20 protein-coding genes are annotated in these 15737 nt (G+C 66.4%); 16 read left to right on the top strand and 4 right to left on the bottom strand.

All coding sequences use genetic code 11. The features are described from left to right. Positions 1 to 8: 8 nt before the first annotated feature. The 3 genes from ACZ5EF_RS14200 (at position 9) to ACZ5EF_RS14190 (ending at position 3049) form a co-directional block, all read left to right on the top strand. Positions 9 to 926 carry a carbohydrate ABC transporter permease gene (locus ACZ5EF_RS14200; protein WP_346061262.1) on the top strand — a complete coding sequence of 306 codons (918 nt, stop codon included), beginning with the start codon at positions 9 to 11 and terminating at the stop codon, positions 924 to 926. A gap of 11 nt (positions 927 to 937) precedes the next feature. Next, a complete protein-coding gene (locus ACZ5EF_RS14195; protein WP_195860165.1) occupies positions 938 to 1210 on the top strand; it encodes a DUF2160 domain-containing protein in 273 nt (90 codons plus the stop codon). A gap of 96 nt (positions 1211 to 1306) precedes the next feature. Further along, entirely contained in the window at positions 1307 to 3049 is a 1743-nt protein-coding gene (locus tag ACZ5EF_RS14190; RefSeq protein WP_346061263.1) for an ABC transporter substrate-binding protein, read from the top strand. A gap of 54 nt (positions 3050 to 3103) precedes the next feature. Here the strand turns inward: ACZ5EF_RS14190 and ACZ5EF_RS14185 are convergent, their stop codons facing one another. Continuing rightward, positions 3104 to 3559: a DUF6314 family protein gene (locus tag ACZ5EF_RS14185; protein ID WP_346061264.1), complete on the bottom strand. Its 456-nt coding sequence runs from the start codon at positions 3557 to 3559 to the stop codon at positions 3104 to 3106. Positions 3560 to 3583: 24 nt separating this feature from the next. Between ACZ5EF_RS14185 and ACZ5EF_RS14180 the strand changes: the two genes are divergently transcribed. From ACZ5EF_RS14180 to ACZ5EF_RS14155, 6 genes are all read left to right on the top strand, one after another. After that, positions 3584 to 4456 carry a carboxylate/amino acid/amine transporter gene (locus tag ACZ5EF_RS14180; protein WP_346061265.1) on the top strand — a complete coding sequence of 291 codons (873 nt, stop codon included), beginning with the start codon at positions 3584 to 3586 and terminating at the stop codon, positions 4454 to 4456. 73 nt (positions 4457 to 4529) lie between these two features. Then, on the top strand, positions 4530 to 5411 hold the full coding sequence (locus ACZ5EF_RS14175; RefSeq protein WP_346061266.1) for an NAD(+) kinase: 882 nt from the start codon (positions 4530 to 4532) through the stop codon (positions 5409 to 5411). Position 5412: 1 nt separating this feature from the next. After that, positions 5413 to 6402: a metallophosphoesterase gene (locus tag ACZ5EF_RS14170; protein WP_346061267.1), complete on the top strand. Its 990-nt coding sequence runs from the start codon at positions 5413 to 5415 to the stop codon at positions 6400 to 6402. A gap of 563 nt (positions 6403 to 6965) precedes the next feature. Beyond that, positions 6966 to 7808 carry a rhomboid family intramembrane serine protease gene (locus ACZ5EF_RS14165; protein WP_346061268.1) on the top strand — a complete coding sequence of 281 codons (843 nt, stop codon included), beginning with the start codon at positions 6966 to 6968 and terminating at the stop codon, positions 7806 to 7808. 9 nt (positions 7809 to 7817) lie between these two features. Beyond that, on the top strand, positions 7818 to 8075 hold the full coding sequence (locus ACZ5EF_RS14160) for a YeaC family protein (RefSeq protein WP_346061269.1): 258 nt from the start codon (positions 7818 to 7820) through the stop codon (positions 8073 to 8075). A 29-nt stretch (positions 8076 to 8104) separates the two neighbouring features. After that, positions 8105 to 8908, top strand: coding sequence for a DUF2797 domain-containing protein (locus tag ACZ5EF_RS14155; RefSeq protein WP_346061287.1), 804 nt, complete (start codon positions 8105 to 8107; stop codon positions 8906 to 8908). Positions 8909 to 8987: 79 nt separating this feature from the next. Here ACZ5EF_RS14155 and ACZ5EF_RS14150 read toward each other — a convergent pair whose 3' ends face one another. From ACZ5EF_RS14150 to flgA, 3 genes are all read right to left on the bottom strand, one after another. After that, positions 8988 to 9437, bottom strand: a complete 450-nt coding sequence (locus tag ACZ5EF_RS14150; RefSeq protein ID WP_346061270.1) for a flagella synthesis protein FlgN — start codon at positions 9435 to 9437, stop codon at positions 8988 to 8990. Position 9438: 1 nt separating this feature from the next. Next, complete coding sequence (gene flgM / locus ACZ5EF_RS14145; protein ID WP_346061271.1) at positions 9439 to 9705, bottom strand: flagellar biosynthesis anti-sigma factor FlgM; 267 nt, start codon at positions 9703 to 9705, stop codon at positions 9439 to 9441. Between the two features lie 92 nt (positions 9706 to 9797). Next, a complete protein-coding gene (gene flgA / locus ACZ5EF_RS14140) occupies positions 9798 to 10481 on the bottom strand; it encodes a flagellar basal body P-ring formation chaperone FlgA (RefSeq protein WP_346061272.1) in 684 nt (227 codons plus the stop codon). A gap of 163 nt (positions 10482 to 10644) precedes the next feature. Here flgA and flgB point away from each other — a divergent pair, with 163 nt between their 5' ends. The 7 genes from flgB (at position 10645) to ACZ5EF_RS14105 (ending at position 15730) form a co-directional block, all read left to right on the top strand. After that, positions 10645 to 11058, top strand: coding sequence for a flagellar basal body rod protein FlgB (gene flgB, locus ACZ5EF_RS14135; protein WP_346061273.1), 414 nt, complete (start codon positions 10645 to 10647; stop codon positions 11056 to 11058). Between the two features lie 26 nt (positions 11059 to 11084). Further along, positions 11085 to 11492: a flagellar basal body rod protein FlgC gene (gene flgC, locus ACZ5EF_RS14130; RefSeq protein WP_346061274.1), complete on the top strand. Its 408-nt coding sequence runs from the start codon at positions 11085 to 11087 to the stop codon at positions 11490 to 11492. A gap of 3 nt (positions 11493 to 11495) precedes the next feature. After that, positions 11496 to 12182, top strand: a complete 687-nt coding sequence (flgD, locus tag ACZ5EF_RS14125; protein ID WP_346061275.1) for a flagellar hook assembly protein FlgD — start codon at positions 11496 to 11498, stop codon at positions 12180 to 12182. A gap of 73 nt (positions 12183 to 12255) precedes the next feature. Next, entirely contained in the window at positions 12256 to 13473 is a 1218-nt protein-coding gene (flgE, locus tag ACZ5EF_RS14120) for a flagellar hook protein FlgE (protein WP_346061276.1), read from the top strand. A gap of 14 nt (positions 13474 to 13487) precedes the next feature. Beyond that, a complete protein-coding gene (locus tag ACZ5EF_RS14115; protein ID WP_346061277.1) occupies positions 13488 to 14228 on the top strand; it encodes a flagellar basal body rod protein FlgF in 741 nt (246 codons plus the stop codon). Between the two features lie 24 nt (positions 14229 to 14252). Further along, positions 14253 to 15035 carry a flagellar basal-body rod protein FlgG gene (gene flgG / locus ACZ5EF_RS14110; protein ID WP_346061278.1) on the top strand — a complete coding sequence of 261 codons (783 nt, stop codon included), beginning with the start codon at positions 14253 to 14255 and terminating at the stop codon, positions 15033 to 15035. A gap of 26 nt (positions 15036 to 15061) precedes the next feature. Then, on the top strand, positions 15062 to 15730 hold the full coding sequence (locus ACZ5EF_RS14105; protein ID WP_346061279.1) for a flagellar basal body L-ring protein FlgH: 669 nt from the start codon (positions 15062 to 15064) through the stop codon (positions 15728 to 15730). Positions 15731 to 15737: the final 7 nt, after the last annotated feature.

Genomic DNA, 15737 nt, shown 5'->3' with positions numbered 1-15737 from the left:
GGGCCACCATGAATCCGAGCACCGATACGCTGACCAGTCCCGACCGCCAGGCGGAGCGTCGTACCGATCCCGAGGCGGCCGAAGCGGTGGTACCCACCCGCGTCGAACGCCGCACCCGGGGCCCCTCCAGGGGACGCTCCCGGCTGCTGCTGGGGCTCTATCTGCTGTTTATCCTGCTGCCGATCTATTGGCTGCTGAACATGTCGTTCCAGACCAATACCGAGATTCTCGGCACCCTGTCGTTCTGGCCGCAGGATCTGACCTTCGAGAACTATGCCAATATCTTCACCGACCCCACCTGGTACATGGGCTACGTGAACTCCATCGGCTATGTGCTGATGAACATGCTGATCAGCATCTCGGTGGCGCTGCCCGCCGCCTATGCCTTCAGCCGCTATCGTTTCATCGGCGACAAGCACCTCTTCTTCTGGCTGCTGACCAACCTGATGGCGCCGCCGGCGGTCTTCCTGCTGCCCTATTTCCAGCTCTACTATTCGGTGGGGCTCTTCGATACCCATGTCGCCGTGGCCCTGGCCCACTGCCTGTTCAATATTCCCCTGGCGGTGTGGATCCTCGAGGGCTTTATGAGCAGTGTGCCCAAGGAAGTGGACGAGACCGCCTATATCGACGGCTACAGCTTCCCCGCCTTCTTCGTGAAGATCTTTATTCCGATGATCCGCTCCGGGATCGGCGTCACCCTGTTCTTCCTGTTCATGTTCTCCTGGGTGGAGCTGCTGCTGGCGCGGACCCTGACCGCCACCAATGCCCAGCCGATCGCTTCCATCATGACCCGCACCTCCACCGCCTCGGGCATCGACTGGGGCACCCTGGCCGCGGCCGGGGTGCTGACCATCATCCCCGGCATCGTGGTGGTCTACTTCGTGCGCAACCATATCGCCAAGGGCTTCGCCCTGGGCCGTACCTGAGGAGTCATGTCATGTCCTGGATGGTCTGGACCCTACCCACGGCGGTGTTCTTTTCCACCATCGCCGCCATGCTGGCCGGCATGACGGCCTGGGAAGTGATCTCGCCCTCGGTGGAGCGCAAGGGCTTCCTGCCGATTGCCACCACCCGCGGCGACCGCCTCTTTATTGGCCTGCTGTCCGCCGCCTATATCCATCTGGCGGTGATCGGCTTCACCTCCCTGAGCATCTGGCTCGCCCTGGCCGTCTCCGTGGCCTGGCTATTGATCCTGATGCGCTGGGGCTAGCCGAGGAGAGGAACACCCAAGCGTAGTAATCAGCGCGGCAGGGAGGCCGCGACCACCCCAAACCAGGATGGTTTCCATAAGCGAAATGAGGTCGATATGAAGAACAAGAGACTGGGCCTGGCGATCGTCGCCTCTGGGCTGCTGATCGCCTCGGGCGGGGCGCACGCCATCGATGAACAGCGCCGCGCGGTGATCGAGCGCTGGGTGGACGAGGTCTTCCAGGACTCCACCCTGACCCGCGAGCAGCAGATCGCCGAGCTCGAGTGGTTCGCCCGGGTCGCCGAGCCGTTTCGCGGCATGAGCATCAATACCGTGGCGGAGGGGCTGACGACCCACGAGTACGAGCGGGATGTTCTCGCCCAGGCCTTCAGCGAGATCACCGGCATCGAGGTGACCCACAACATCATCGGCGAGGGTGATGTGGTGGATAACATGCAGACCCAGATGCAGTCGGGGCGCAATATCTACGATGCCTATGTGAACGACTCCGATGCCATCGGTACCCATATTCGCTATGGCACCACCATCAACCTTTCCGAGGCCATGGCCAACGAGTGGGCCGACTTCACCCTGCCCAGCCTGGACCTGGATGACTTTATCGGCATCCAGTACACCACGGGCCCCGATGGCAGCCTCTATCAGCTGCCGACCCAGCAGTTCGCCAACCTCTACTGGTTCCGCTACGACTGGTTCCAGCGCGAGGACCTCCAGGCCCAGTTCCGCGAGCGCTACGGTTATGAGCTGGGCGTGCCCACCAACTGGACCGCCTACGAGGATATCGCCGAGTTCTTCTCCGAACACGTGGAGGAGATCGATGGCGTGCGGGTCTATGGTCATATGGACTATGGGCGGCGCGACCCCTCCCTGGGCTGGCGCTTCCACGACTCCTGGCTCTCCATGGCGGGCATGGGCAGCCCCGGGGTGCCCTTCGGCAACCCGGTGGACGATTGGGGCATCCGCGTCGATGAGCAGAGCCGGCCGGTCGGGGCCAGCGTCAGCCGTGGCGGCGCCACCAATTCGCCGGCGTCCGTCTTTGCGGTGACCAAGATGGTCGACTGGTTGCGCGACTATGCACCCCCCGAGGCCCAGGGCATGACCTTCGGCGAGGCCGGTCCGGTGCCGGCCCAGGGCAATATCGCCCAGCAGATGTTCTGGTACACCGCCTTTACCGCGGACATGACCGACCCGAGCCTGCCGGTGACCGACGATGAGGGCAATCCCCTCTGGCGCATGGCGCCGTCACCGGTGGGGCCCTACTGGGAAGAGGGCATGAAGGTGGGGTATCAGGACGTGGGGTCCTGGACCTTCTTCGACTCCACCCCGGAGGATCGGCGCACCGCCGCCTGGCTCTTCGCCCAGTTCACCGTGTCCAAGACGGTCTCCCTGGAGAAGCTGCTCGATGGCCTGACGCCGATTCGCCGCTCCGATATCTTCTCCGACACCCTGACCGAGATGGCGCCGCGGCTGGGTGGCCTGGTGGAGTTCTACCGCAGCGCCAACGAGTCCAACTGGACCCCCACCGGCACCAACGTGCCCGACTATCCGCGCATGGCGCCCCTGTGGTGGCAGAACCTGGCCCCGGCGGTCAGCGGTGAGGTGACGCCCCAGCAGGCCCTGGACAACCTGGCCGCCGACCTGGATAACCTGATGGGGCGCCTGGCCCGGGCCAACGTCTTCGAGACCTATGCGCCGCTGCTCAACGACGAGCGGGATCCCGAATTCTGGCTCAACGAGCCCGGCGCCCCCAAGCCGCGCCTGGAAGACGAGCGGCCGGCGGGACAGACGGTGCCCTATGACCAGATGATGGAGGAGTGGATGGCCGCCGGCAGCCGCTACTGAGCCTCGGTTGCTTGCGCCACGAGGCCCCGGGCATGTCCCGGGGCCTCGTCGTGTTCAGCGGCGGTAGCGATAACTCAGGGACTCGTCCTTGCGCGGCCCCTGGATGGTCCAGCTCAGGTCGAAGCCCTCGTCCACCAGGCCCAGGCGGGCCCGGTAGCGATCCTCGCCGCACAGGTGCGCCTCGGCGCTGACCAGGGACGCCGGGCCCTGGGCGATCAGGTCGAAGAGCCAGACCGCCTGGTCGGCGCCGCGGCGCTCATGGAAGAGGGCGATGCGCGTCTCACCCAGCTCCCAGCGGTAGCAGTTACTGAAGGGCACCGGCGTCGACCGCCCCTCGAGCAGAAAGGTGCCGCTCTCGAAAAAGCGGATCGTCTTGTCCTGCGCCTCGACGCGTACTTCACCCCTGGCGCGGCCCGCCCAGCCGCTGCGGGAAGCGGGGCCCGGGCGTGAGACGAAAGCGAGGCGGCGGATACTGGTCAGGCGCTCGGCGAGGCGTATAATCGCGGTCAACTTTGCTTTCCTTCGAGGTTTACCATGGGCTATCTGATCGGAGTCACCGGCCTCTGGGCCTTCTCCTTCTCGCTGATCGGCGTCTACCTGTCCGGTCAGGTGGACAGCTACTTCGCGGTGCTGGTGCGTATCGTCCTGGCGACCCTGCTGTTCCTGCCCTTCCTGAGGCCGCGCCGGCTGCCGGGGAGGCAGAAGCTGGCGCTGATGGGGATCGGCGCCATCCAACTGGGGCTGATGTATATCTTCTTCTACCAGTCCTTCCTGCTGCTGTCGGTGCCGGAGGTACTGCTCTTCACCATCTTCACGCCGCTCTACGTGACCCTGCTCGACGATGCCCTGGCCCGGCGCTTCTCGCCATTCTACCTGGTCACCGCGGCCATCGCCGTCCTGGGGGCGGCGGTGATCCGCTATGACGGCGTGGACGGCGGCTTCTGGCTGGGTTTCCTGGTGGTGCAGGGGGCCAACCTGTGCTTCGCCTTCGGCCAGGTGGCCTACCGCCAGCTGGCGCCGCGCCTGCCCGATGACCTGCCCCGGCATGGCGCCTTCGGCTGGTTCTATCTGGGCGCCCTGGCCCTGGTGGTGCTCGCCTTCCTGCTCTTCGGCAATGCCGAGCGGCTGCCCACCACCCCCCTGCACTGGGGCGTGCTGGCCTGGCTGGGGCTGGTGGCCTCGGGGCTCGGCTACTTCCTGTGGAACCAGGGGGCGACGCGGGTGGATGCCGGCGCCCTGGCGATCATGAACAACGCCCTGATCCCCGCGGGGCTGCTGGTCAACCTGCTGATCTGGAACCGCGAGGCGGACCTGTCGCGGCTGGCCCTGGGGGGCGCCATTATCGTCGCCTCCTTGCTGGTCAACGAGTGGTGGGTGCGTCGCCGGAGCCTGGCGGCGCGGGCCTGAATCACCAGGCCAAGTTTGCTCGGGGTCTGTCGGGACCGCATAATGAGCGGCCTCGAAGGGAGACGCCGAGCCTATGACAGCCTTCAAGACCATCGGCCTGATCGGCCGCCTGGGCAGCGCCCAGGTCGTGGAGACCCTCAAGCGCCTGATCCGCTTCCTCCACGAGGGCGGTTACCATGTGATCCTCGAGGATCGCACCGCCACCGTGCTGCTCGATCACGGCCAGCAGGAGGCCAGCCGCAGCCTGCTGGGCGAGATCTGCGACCTGGTGATCGTGGTGGGGGGCGACGGCAGCCTGCTCGGCGCGGCCCGCGCCTTCTGCCGCAGCGGCACCCCGGTGCTGGGGGTCAATCGCGGGCGCCTGGGCTTCCTCACCGATATCTCCCCGGACGACCTGGAGGAGAAGGTCGGCCAGGTGCTGGCCGGTGACTACGCGATCGAGGAGCGCTTCCTGCTCGATGCCGAGGTCTATCGCAACGACACCCTGGTGGGTGGCGCCGATGCCCTCAACGACGTGGTGGTGCACCCCGGCAAGGCGGTGCGCATGATCGAGTTCGAGCTGTTTATCGACGACCAGTTCGTCTACAGCCAGCGCAGCGATGGGCTGATCATCGCCACCCCCACCGGCTCCACCGCCTATGCCCTCTCCGGGGGCGGGCCCATCGTTCACCCGCGCATCGATGCCATCACCCTGGTGCCGATGTTCCCGCACACCCTCTCCAGCCGCCCCATCGTCATCGACGCCGCCTCGGAGATCCGCATCCATATCGGCGAGACCAACGAGGCCTATCCCCATGTCAGCTGCGACGGCCAGACCCGGGTGGTCTCCAAGCCCGACGACGTCCTCTATGTGCGCCGCAAGCCCCAGCGCCTGAAGCTGGTGCACCCGCCGGGCCATAATTACTACGAGGTGTGCCGCAGCAAGCTCGGCTGGAGCAGTCGCCTGGGGAGCTGAGATGAGTGGATGCGAAGGTTATGACCTGATCGGGGACGTGCATGGCTGTGGCGCCACCCTGAGGGCCCTGCTCGAGAAGCTGGGCTACCATCGGCGCGGCGGCGTCTATCGTCATCCCCGGCGCCGGGTGATCTTCCTCGGCGATCTGATCGACCGGGGGCCGCGTATCCGCCTGGCGGTACGCATCGCCCGGCGCATGGTGGAGGAGGGCGAGGCGCTGATCGTGATGGGCAATCACGAGTACAACGCCCTGGCCTATTGCCACCCCGATGCTGAGGGACAGGGCTGGCTCCGGCCCCATAGCCCCCGCCATAACCGCATCATCAAGGAGACCCTGGAGCAGTACCACGAGCATCCGGCGGAGTGGGACGATACCCTGACCTGGTTTATGCAGATCCCGCTGGTGCTGGAGCTCGAGGGCCTGCGGGTGGTGCATGCCTGCTGGGATCACGCCCTGGTGGCGGCGCTGCGGGCCCGGTTGCCCGAGGCGCGCATGGATGAGGCCTTCCTCCGGGAATCGGTGCATCCCGGCAGCGAGGCCTTTCGCATCCTCGACCGCCTGACCCGGGGCAGCCACCTGCGCCTGCCGGAGAACATCATCATTCATTCCGGGGACGGCTTTGCCCGCCAGAGTTTTCGTACTCACTTCTGGGCCCGCCACCCGCGTACCTATGGTGACGTGGTCTTCCAGCCCGATAACCTGCCCGGCGACCTGGAGTGGCGCCCCCTTAGCCGCAACGAGCGGGATAGCCTCAGCTACTATGGCCCCGAGGAGCCGCCGCTGTTTATCGGCCACTACTGGTGCGAGGGCATTCCGGCCCTGCCGACCCACAATATCGCCTGTCTCGACTACAGCGCGGTGAAGTTCGGTCGCCTGGTGGCCTACCGCTGGAGCGGCGAGGCACGCCTGAATGCCGACCACTTCGTCTGGGTGGACGTGCCCCGGGACGAAGAGGCCCGGCCACGCCCCTGGGAGATCGATTGCGATTGATACGAAGGGTTACAAAAATCCCGGGAGAACCGCTGAACCAAGTCGCCGCCTGGTCATCTCAGTAGGTGTTCCCTTGAATGATCCCTTGCTCTTGTCCGGCGGCCCCTCCGCCGGACTTTTTCTTGTGCCTTGGAAATGGAGTGCCTTGGAAATGGAACAGTGGGCCGCTGCGGCCCGCTGATCCCAGTTCCGGCCGGACTTTTTCTTGTGCGTGGCAGTAATGTGCCTTAGCAAAGCAGGCCGCGGCGGTCCGCTAACTCCCGGTTCCGGCCGGATTCTATTTAGCTTCTTAAGGCCGGAAGGGCTGGTCATGGCATCATCGTTGGAATCGCTGAGGGCGCTGGGGGCAGGCCGGAGCAAAGCGTCTTTTTCAGGGACGAAAAAGTCGAGCGTCCATGGACGGATTCACAGCGTCTTTGCGTAGTGCCTGCCCCCAGAGTAGCCCCGGGCCCCAGCATAGGAAGACGCCGGCCGGGATGGCTTGGTGGTCGCAGCGGCCCGCTTACCGACGGCGGCGATGCCGATGGTAAACTAGCCGGGAACCCTTCGAGGACCGCTGCCCCATGTACAAGGTGTTGACCCTGCCCCGCGATGTGGACACCCGCCCGCTGCGCCAGGCCCTCTGGGCCCACCACATCGGCCACCGCTTCACCGAGGATGACGAGGGCTACACCCTGTGGCTGGCCGACCCGGAGCAGCATCAGCAGTTGTTGCGGCTGATCGAGCGCTGGCAGCGCGGCGAGCCGCTGATGCCTCGGGGCGCTTCCCGGCGCGCCGCGACCCCGGCCTGGCTGATGCCCTTCCGCCTGGCGCCGGTCACCGCCAGCCTGCTGGCCGCCTGCCTGGCGGTCTTCGGCCTGATGGCGCTGTTCGGCGACCTGGTGATCGCCTGGCTGGCCATCGTGCCCCTGGCGGTGGCCCGGGGCAGCCTGGTGGTGGGCGACATGAGCGATGTGCTCCTCGGCCAGCCCTGGCGGCTGTTCACCCCGGCGCTGCTGCATTTCGGCTGGATGCACCTGATCTTCAATATGCTCTGGTTATGGTACTTCGGGCGCCAGATCGAGGCGCTGCACGGCCGCGGCCGCATGCTGATGATCGTGGCCCTGAGCGGGGTGGGAGCCAACCTGGCCCAGTACGTCACCGGCACGGTGCTGTTCGGCGGCATGTCCGGGGTCGACTTCGCCCTGCTCGGCTATGTGTGGCTGATGTCACGGCGCGCGCCCCGCAGCGGCTTCTTCGTGCCCCAGATGCTGGTGGTCTTCATGCTCGGCTGGATGGTCTTCACCATGACCGATATGGCCGCGGCGGTGGGCTTCGGCAACGTGGCCAACGAGGCCCACCTGGGAGGGCTGGTCGTGGGCCTGGCCCTGGGCTGGTATTATTCGGGCCGCGCCCGCCAATCCTGAGGAGTGACCATGAGCGAGATGACCTTCGAGAAGATGATTCGCCAGATGACCCCGGCGATCTACGCCAGCCTCAAGCAGGCGGTGGAGCTGCGCAAGTGGCCCGATGGGCGCCGCCTCAGCGAGTCGCAGCTGGCGCTCTGCCTGGAGGCGGTGCTCAAGTACGAGGTGGAGCATGACGTCCCGGAAGCGGCGCGGGTCGGTTACCTGGAGCGTGCCGGTTGCTCCTCCCAGCAGGGCGACGAGGACGAGATCAAGTGGGTGAATTGACGGCGCTGGCCAGTGGCTGCCTGAGCAAGATGGCCATCGAGCCGGGGCAGGGGGGAGAGCCGGCCCGCTATGCGCTGTGTGCCGGCGACCAGCGCCTCGACCTCAACGCCCACCTCGGCCAGCCGCTGCGGCTGACCTGGAGCGGCGCGATCGCCTGCACCCACTGCGGCCGGGCCACCAGGAAGAGCTTCGCCCAGGGCTACTGCTACCCCTGCTTCAAGCGGCTCGCCCAGTGCGATACCTGCATCGTCAAGCCGGAGACCTGTCACTTCTTCGCCGGCACCTGTCGCGAGCCGCAGTGGGCCGAGCGCCACTGCTTCCAGCCCCATGTGGTCTACCTGGCCAACTCCTCGGGACTCAAGGTGGGCATCACCCGGGGTACCCAGGTGCCGACCCGCTGGCTGGACCAGGGCGCCATCCAGGCGCTGCCGATCCTCGAGGTGGAGACCCGCCAGCAGTCCGGTTTCGTGGAGATCCTCTTCAAGGAAGAGGTGGCCGACCGCACCAACTGGCGGGCCATGCTCAAGGGCGAGGTGGCGCCCCTGGACCTGGTCGCCGAGCGGGATCGGCTGCTGGCGCGGTTGGATGGCGGACTGGCGGCGCTGCGCGAGCGCTTCGGCGGCGAGGCGATTCGCGTGCTCGATGCCGCGCCGGTCACCCTCGATTACCCGGTGCTGGAATTCCCGCGCAAGATCGTCTCCCATAACTTCGACAAGAAGCCGGTGGTGGAGGGCACCCTGATGGGGCTCAAGGGGCAGTACCTGATCCTCGACAGCGGGGTGATCAATTTGCGCAAGTTTACCGGCTATGAGGTGACCCTGGAGGTGGCTTGAGGTGACAAGCAAGCGTTAAGACGACGACATCGCCCAGGCCTTCGCCTGGGCGATGTCGTTGGTGGCGAGAGGCGAGGGCTCAGGCCCGGGAGCTGACCCGGCTATCGCGTTGACGTGCCTGGCCATTGGGGCCGTAGAGGGGCTTGCCGGCGGCCTCGCGCAGGAAGTCGAGCATCTGCTGGTTCTGGCGCATGCGCTCGCGAATCAGCGAGCCATTGGTGGCATTGAACTCGCGGACTCGCTCGGCCAGGGCCATCAGGGTGAGCCAGGCGTCCAGGCAATCGGCCTCTTCGGCGGCCTGGCGGGCGCCTGCCCGTCCCTCCGCGTAGCCCAGCCTGGCCTGGGCCTGGCGGCGCTGACTCTCCAGGGCGTCGAGCTCCCGGAACAGGCGCTGCTTGGTTTCGGCCAAGCCGGCCAGCTCGTCGCCATCCACCTGCGCCTTGGCCAGGGCGGCGGTCTCCTCGCGCAGGGCCTCGCACAGGGCGTCGAGGCGCTGCTGCTGTCGCTGCAGGTGGTTGGCCAGGCCCATGTCAGAGCTCCTTGAGGCTATCGATCAGGCCGTCGGCGATGCGCTCGGCGCGAATCTCCAGGCGGCCCTCGCTGATCGCCTGGCGAATCTCGTTGACCCGCAGGCTGTCGATGTCCTGGCTGGCGTCCTGGGCCTTCTGGCTGAGGTGGGCCACCGCCGCCGGGCTGCCCTGGGATTGTCCCGCCGCGCCCTGGGACGCCGCCTTCTCCTGGCGCTGGGTCTCCACCTGGGTGGGTCGCTGGGGGGGATGAGAACTGTCGATCTTCACGCCTAATGCCTCTCGCCGGGGGTGCTTACCCCTATTATCGGCGCTCGCGCCGCTGACTTTAACCCCGTGGCCAAGAAAATCGCCGCGATATCCTAGAGGGGCACGGCCAGGCGTCCGGGGGCGATCACCTCGGCCTCGATGATCTCGCGGCCGCTCAGGCGCACCCGCACCCGCTCGCCGCGCCCCCCCTCATCCAGGGCCTCGCCCTCGCGGGTGACCCGGAAACCCTGGCCACGCGCCTCCACCACCACTCGCTGGCGGCGCTCCACCAGGGGTTCGGCGCGCAGCATCGACGCCAGCAGCGGCCGACCCTCGCCCAGGGGGCGGGTCAACTGCAGGCCCAGGGCCGCGTCGATCTCGCGCAGCGCCTGGCGCGGCAGGCGACCCAGGTCGCCGCGCTCCAGGCGCAGATCGTCCGCGCCAAGACGCTCTCCCGGGCTCAGCTGGCGCGCCGCCACCGGATAGTCGCCGAAGACCGTCAATTGGGCCTGCAGGTAGCGCACCTGGTGGCCCTCGCCGCAGCGTATGCCCACCGACACTCGCCCCGGGGCGAGCTCCCGCTGACCGGGCAGGAAGGGCTCCGCCGACTCGCAGGCGGGGAACTGGCCCGCCGGGGGATGCACCTCGATCATCACCTCGTCGCCGAGGGCCTGGCTCTGCTCATAAAGGAAAGCATGCACCGTCTCCAGCAGGGGGGCATCGTCGCCCCATGTCGCCGTCGGCAGGGCCAGTAGCAGCGCCAGGGGCAATATCAGCAGGCGTGGCAGCAGAGACATGAGAAATCGCCCGGGAGAAGTGAGGACTACGATTCTATGCCGCCTGGCGGCATCGTAGCAGATGAATTGACCGTGAATTCCGCGGCTGTTTATCCCTTTGCCCTGACAGGGGGCTGGCTATCCTTCAGCCTCGTCTTTTTCTATCGGCCACGGGGACGTGCCCATGATCGATCAGCTTTCCGAGTCGCTGCGTTTCCACCAGGAGGCGCTGAGCCTGCGCAACCAGCGCCATGAGGTGTTGGCCAGCAATATCGCCAATGCCGATACCCCCAACTACAAGGCCCGCGATTTCGATTTCGCCAGCGAGCTGTCTCGTGTCATGAGTCAGGGGCGGACCAGTGGCGGCGGCCTGGGGTTGGCCACCACCTCGGCACGGCACCTGCCGGGGCAGGGGCCGGTGGCCGGCCTCGATGACCTGCTCTACCGGGTGCCGGACCAGCCCAGTCTGGATGGCAATACCGTGGACATGGATCGCGAGCGCACCCAGTTCGCCGATAATGCCGTGCGTTACCAGGCCTCCCTGACCCTGATCAATAGCCGTATCCAGGGTCTCAAGAACGCCATGCAACCCGAGTGATCGCCCCCAGGCTAAAGGAGCAGCCCGTGTCGATGTTTTCCGTGTTCGATATTTCCGGGTCGGCCATGAGTGCCCAGGCCCAGCGCATGAATGTCACCGCCAGCAACCTGGCCAATGCCGATAGCGTGGCCGGGCCCGATGGCGAGGCCTACCGCGCCAAGCAGGTGATGTTCGAGACCCAGGCCCAGGGCCGCCATGGCGTCGGCGGGGTGCGGGTCACCCAGGTCGTGGAGGACCCGGGCCCCATGCGCCTGGAGTATCGCCCCGAGCATCCCCTGGCCGATGAGCAGGGCTATGTGACCCTGCCCAACGTGGAGCCGGCCCACGAGATGGTCAACATGATCTCCGCCTCGCGCTCCTATCAGGCCAACGTCGAGGTCATGAACACCAGCAAGCAGCTGATGCTCAAGACCCTGACCCTGGGCGAGGGCTAAGCCATGACCTCGCCGATCGGCAATAACGTCCTCAACAGCGTCAATGGCGGCGGCAACGCCGACCTGGGGCCGCGCCAGTCCCAGGAGCTCCGCGAGAGCTTCATGACCCTGCTGATCACCCAGCTGCAGAATCAAGACCCGCTCAATCCCATGGAGAACGCGGAGATGACCTCGCAGCTGGCGCAGATCAATACCGTCAGCGGCATCGAGCAACTCAACGAGACCCTCGATGGCATCACCTCCCAGATCGAGGCGGGGCAGCAGCTGCAGGCCAGCGCTCTGATCGGCCAGGGCGTGATGGTGCCGGGGGATCGGGTGCTGCTGCAGACCGATGACGAAGGCAACGCCCATACCACCCCCTTCGGCGTGGAACTGGCGGCGCCCGCGGATAACGTCAAGGTGACCATCGTCAATGACAGCGGCCAGGTGATCAATCGCTACGACCTGGGCGCGGTGGACGCCGGCGTCGAGTCCTTCAACTGGGATGGCAAGACCAGCGACGGCGAGACCGCCACGCCGGGGGCCTATCGGGTGCGTATCGAGGCCACCCAGGGTGAGGATAGCGTGAGCGTCGACGCCCTGAACTACGCCGTGGTGGGTGGGGTGACGCCGGGCGAGAACGGCGTGCGGCTCGACCTGGGCGGTGTCTATGGCCAGGTGGGCCTCGACGACGTCAAGCAGATCCTGTAGCGCCATAACATCATAACGACGCCCGGCCAGGGCGCGACATCCCGCATTATTCATCGACGCAGAGGAAGTTGAGATGGGCTTTTCCCAGGCATTGAGTGGATTGAACTCCGCCGCCTCCAAGCTGGACGTGGTGGGCAACAATATCGCCAACTCCCAGACCGTGGGCTTCAAGGGCTCCGGTACCCAGTTCGCCGACGTCTATGCCGGCTCCGTGGGGCTGGGGACCCGGGTCAGCGCGGTGCTGCAGAACTTCAAAGAGGGCAATATCGAGAGCACCAACCGCAACCTGGACCTGGCCATCGCCGGCCAGGGCTTCTATCGCTTCCAGCAGGGCAGTGGCGAGCCGGTCTACTCGCGCAACGGCCAGCTCTCCCTGAATTCCGACGGCGACCTGGTCAATGCCCAGGGGGCCAAGCTGATGGGCTATGGCCTGGAAGATGCCAACGATCCCTTCTCGGCGGTGGCCGCCGGCGGCGAGCCGGTGGCGCTGAATGTGCCCTCCGACGATATGCCGGCCCAGGCCACCCAGAATCTGGATCTCAAGCTGAATCTGGATTCCGGTGAGCCGGTGATCGCGGCGGCCTTCGATCCGGATGACTCGGCGACCTACAGCTATTCCACCTCGGCCAGCGTCTTCGATTCCCAGGGCAATGCCCGCAACCTGACCCTCTTCTATACCAAGACCGCCGGCAACGAGTGGCGCGTCGATGCGCGCGTTAGTGGTGGGCCCGCCGGGGCGCCCGTGGTGAATGCCCCTAACGTGACGACCCTGGAGTTCGATACCAATGGGGCGCTTGCCGCCGGTGGTCAGGTGAATATGAACTTCAACCTGGGCGCCGAGTTCGATGCCCTGGATATCGCCTTTAACCAGACCGGTACCACCCAGTTCGCCAATACCTCCACGGTCAACGACGTGGGCCAGGACGGCTACACCTCCGGCACCCTGGTGGGCATCACCATCCAGGAGGGTGGCACCGTGATGCGCAACTACTCCAACGAGCAGTCGAAGGCCGCGGGGCAGATCGTGCTGGCCAGCTTCCGCAATCCGGAGGGGCTCAAGGCGGAAGGGGATAATGGCTGGGTGGCCACCGAGGCCTCCGGGCAGGAGCTGGTGGGTACCCCGGGCAGCGGGGTGCTGGGCGCCATCCAGTCCGGGGCGGTGGAGACCTCCAACGTGGATATGGCCCGGGAGCTGGTGGAGATGATCGTCACCCAGCGTGCCTACCAGGCCAACTCCCAGACCATCAAGACCCAGGATGAGGTCCTGCAGACCGCCATCAACCTGCGCTGATGGGAGCCTGAGACATGGACCGTATCCTCTATACCGCCATGAGCGGCGCCAAGCAGAGCATGGACCAGCAGTCGGTGGTCAGCCACAACCTGGCCAATGCCGGTACCAGCGGCTTCCGCGCCCAACTGCACGCCATGCGCGCGGTGCCGGTGCAGGGCGATGGCGCGCTGCCGACCCGGGTGTCGGTGGCCGCCACCACCCCGGGGGCCGACTTTTCGCCGGGGCCCATAAGCACCACCGGGCGTGACCTGGACGTGGCCATCGAGGGGAACGGCTGGCTGGCGGTGCAGGCCCCGGACGGCACCGAGGCCTATACCCGCCGCGGCGATATCCAGGTCGACGGCGACGGCGTGCTGCGCATCGCCGGCCACCCGGTGATCGGCGATGGTGGCCCCATGGTGGTGCCCCTGGGGGCCCGGCTCTCCATGGGCGCCGATGGTACCGTCAGCGCCATCGGCGAGGGCCAGCAGGCGGATGCCCTGGTGGACGTGGGGCGCATCAAGCTGGTCGACCCCGGCGAGGCGCCACTGGTGCGCGGCGACGACGGCCTCTTCCGGGCCCCCGCCGGGGCGCTGCCCCAGGACGAGGCCGTGCGCCTGGCCAGCGGCACCCTGGAGGGCAGCAACGTCAGTGCCATCGAGTCCATGGTCTCGATGATCGACGTGGCGCGGCGTTACGAGATGCAGATGAAGGTGATCAGTACCGCCGACGAGAATGCCCAGCGTGCCAACAGCCTGCTCTCCCTGCAGGGCTAACCGGATACTAAGGACGACACAACGATGATTTCTTCACTGTGGACCGCCAAGACCGGCCTGGAATCCCAGCAGGTCCAGATGGACGTGATCTCCAACAACCTGGCCAACGTCGGCACCAACGGCTTCAAGCGCTCTCGGGCGGTGTTCGAGGACCTGCTCTACCAGAACCTGCGCCAGCCCGGCGCCAACAACGACATCCAGAACCGCCTGCCCTCCGGTATGCAGGTGGGCACCGGGGTGCGCCCGGTGGCCACCGAACGCCTGCACAATCAGGGCGGGCTCGAGGCTACCGGTAACTCCCGGGACCTGGCCATCGAGGGCAACGGTTTCTTCCAGGTGCTGATGCCGGACGGCACCACCGGCTATACCCGGGACGGTAGCTTCCAACTGGACCAGAACGGCCAGATGGTCACCGCCAATGGTTACCCCGTGGAGCCGGCGATCATCATTCCCCAGAACGCCCTGTCGATCTCCATCGGTGAGGATGGCATCGTCAGCGTGCGGGTGCCCGGCGATTCCCAGAGCCAGGAGGTGGGGCAGATCTCCCTCTCCTCCTTCGTCAATCCCACCGGCCTGGAGAGCATCGGCGGCAACCTCTATCGCGAGACCACCGCTTCCGGCCCGCGCAACGAGAACCTGCCGGGGATGAACGGCACCGGCACCCTGATGCAGGGCTATGTGGAGACCTCCAACGTCAATGTGGTGGAGGAGATGGTCAGCATGATCCAGACCCAGCGGGCCTACGAGATCAACAGCAAGGCGGTGCAGACCAGCGACGAGATGCTGGCCCGCCTGGCCCAGCTCTAAGGATCCTTGACGCCATGGGAGCCACGATGCGACACCTCGGCCCGGTCCTGCTCGCCCTGGCGCTGCTGGCCCTGGCCGGCTGCGCCCAGATTCCCCGCGCTTCGGTGGTGGGGGAGCAGGAGCAGATCAGTATTCCCGACCGCCCGGCGCCGGTGGCCAACGGCTCCATCTACCAGGAGCGCCGCGGCTATCAGCCGCTGTTCGAGGATCGTCGCCCGCGCGTGGTGGGGGACATCCTCACCATCGTGCTGGACGAAGAGGTCAGCGCCAGCAAGAACGCCCGGACCAACGCCGACCGCAACGGCTCGGCGAGTCTCGAGCTCGATACCCTGCCCGACGCCCTGGAGACCCTCGCCGAGTACGGCTTCGACCTCTCGGGGGCCAGCGATTTCGAGGGCGGCGGCGGCTCCCAGGCCAACAACTCCTTTACCGGCACCATCACGGTGTCGGTGCTGGAGGTGATGAACAACGGCAACCTGCGGGTGCGCGGCGAGAAGCAGATCGCCATCAACCAGGGCACCGAGTTCATCCGCTTCTCCGGGGTGGTCAACCCGCGCACCATCACCGCCCAGAACAGCGTGCCCTCCACCCAGGTGGCCGATGCCCGCATCGAGTACGTGGGCGACGGCTATATCAACGAGGCCCAGCACATGGGCTGGCTGCAGCGCTTCTTCCTGAATATTTCACCCTTCTGACGGGCCG

This window comes from Bisbaumannia salifodinae, from assembly GCF_055388505.1.
Note: the sequence above shows the minus strand (reverse complement) of the source record. Positions and strands in the feature narration are given on the sequence as shown.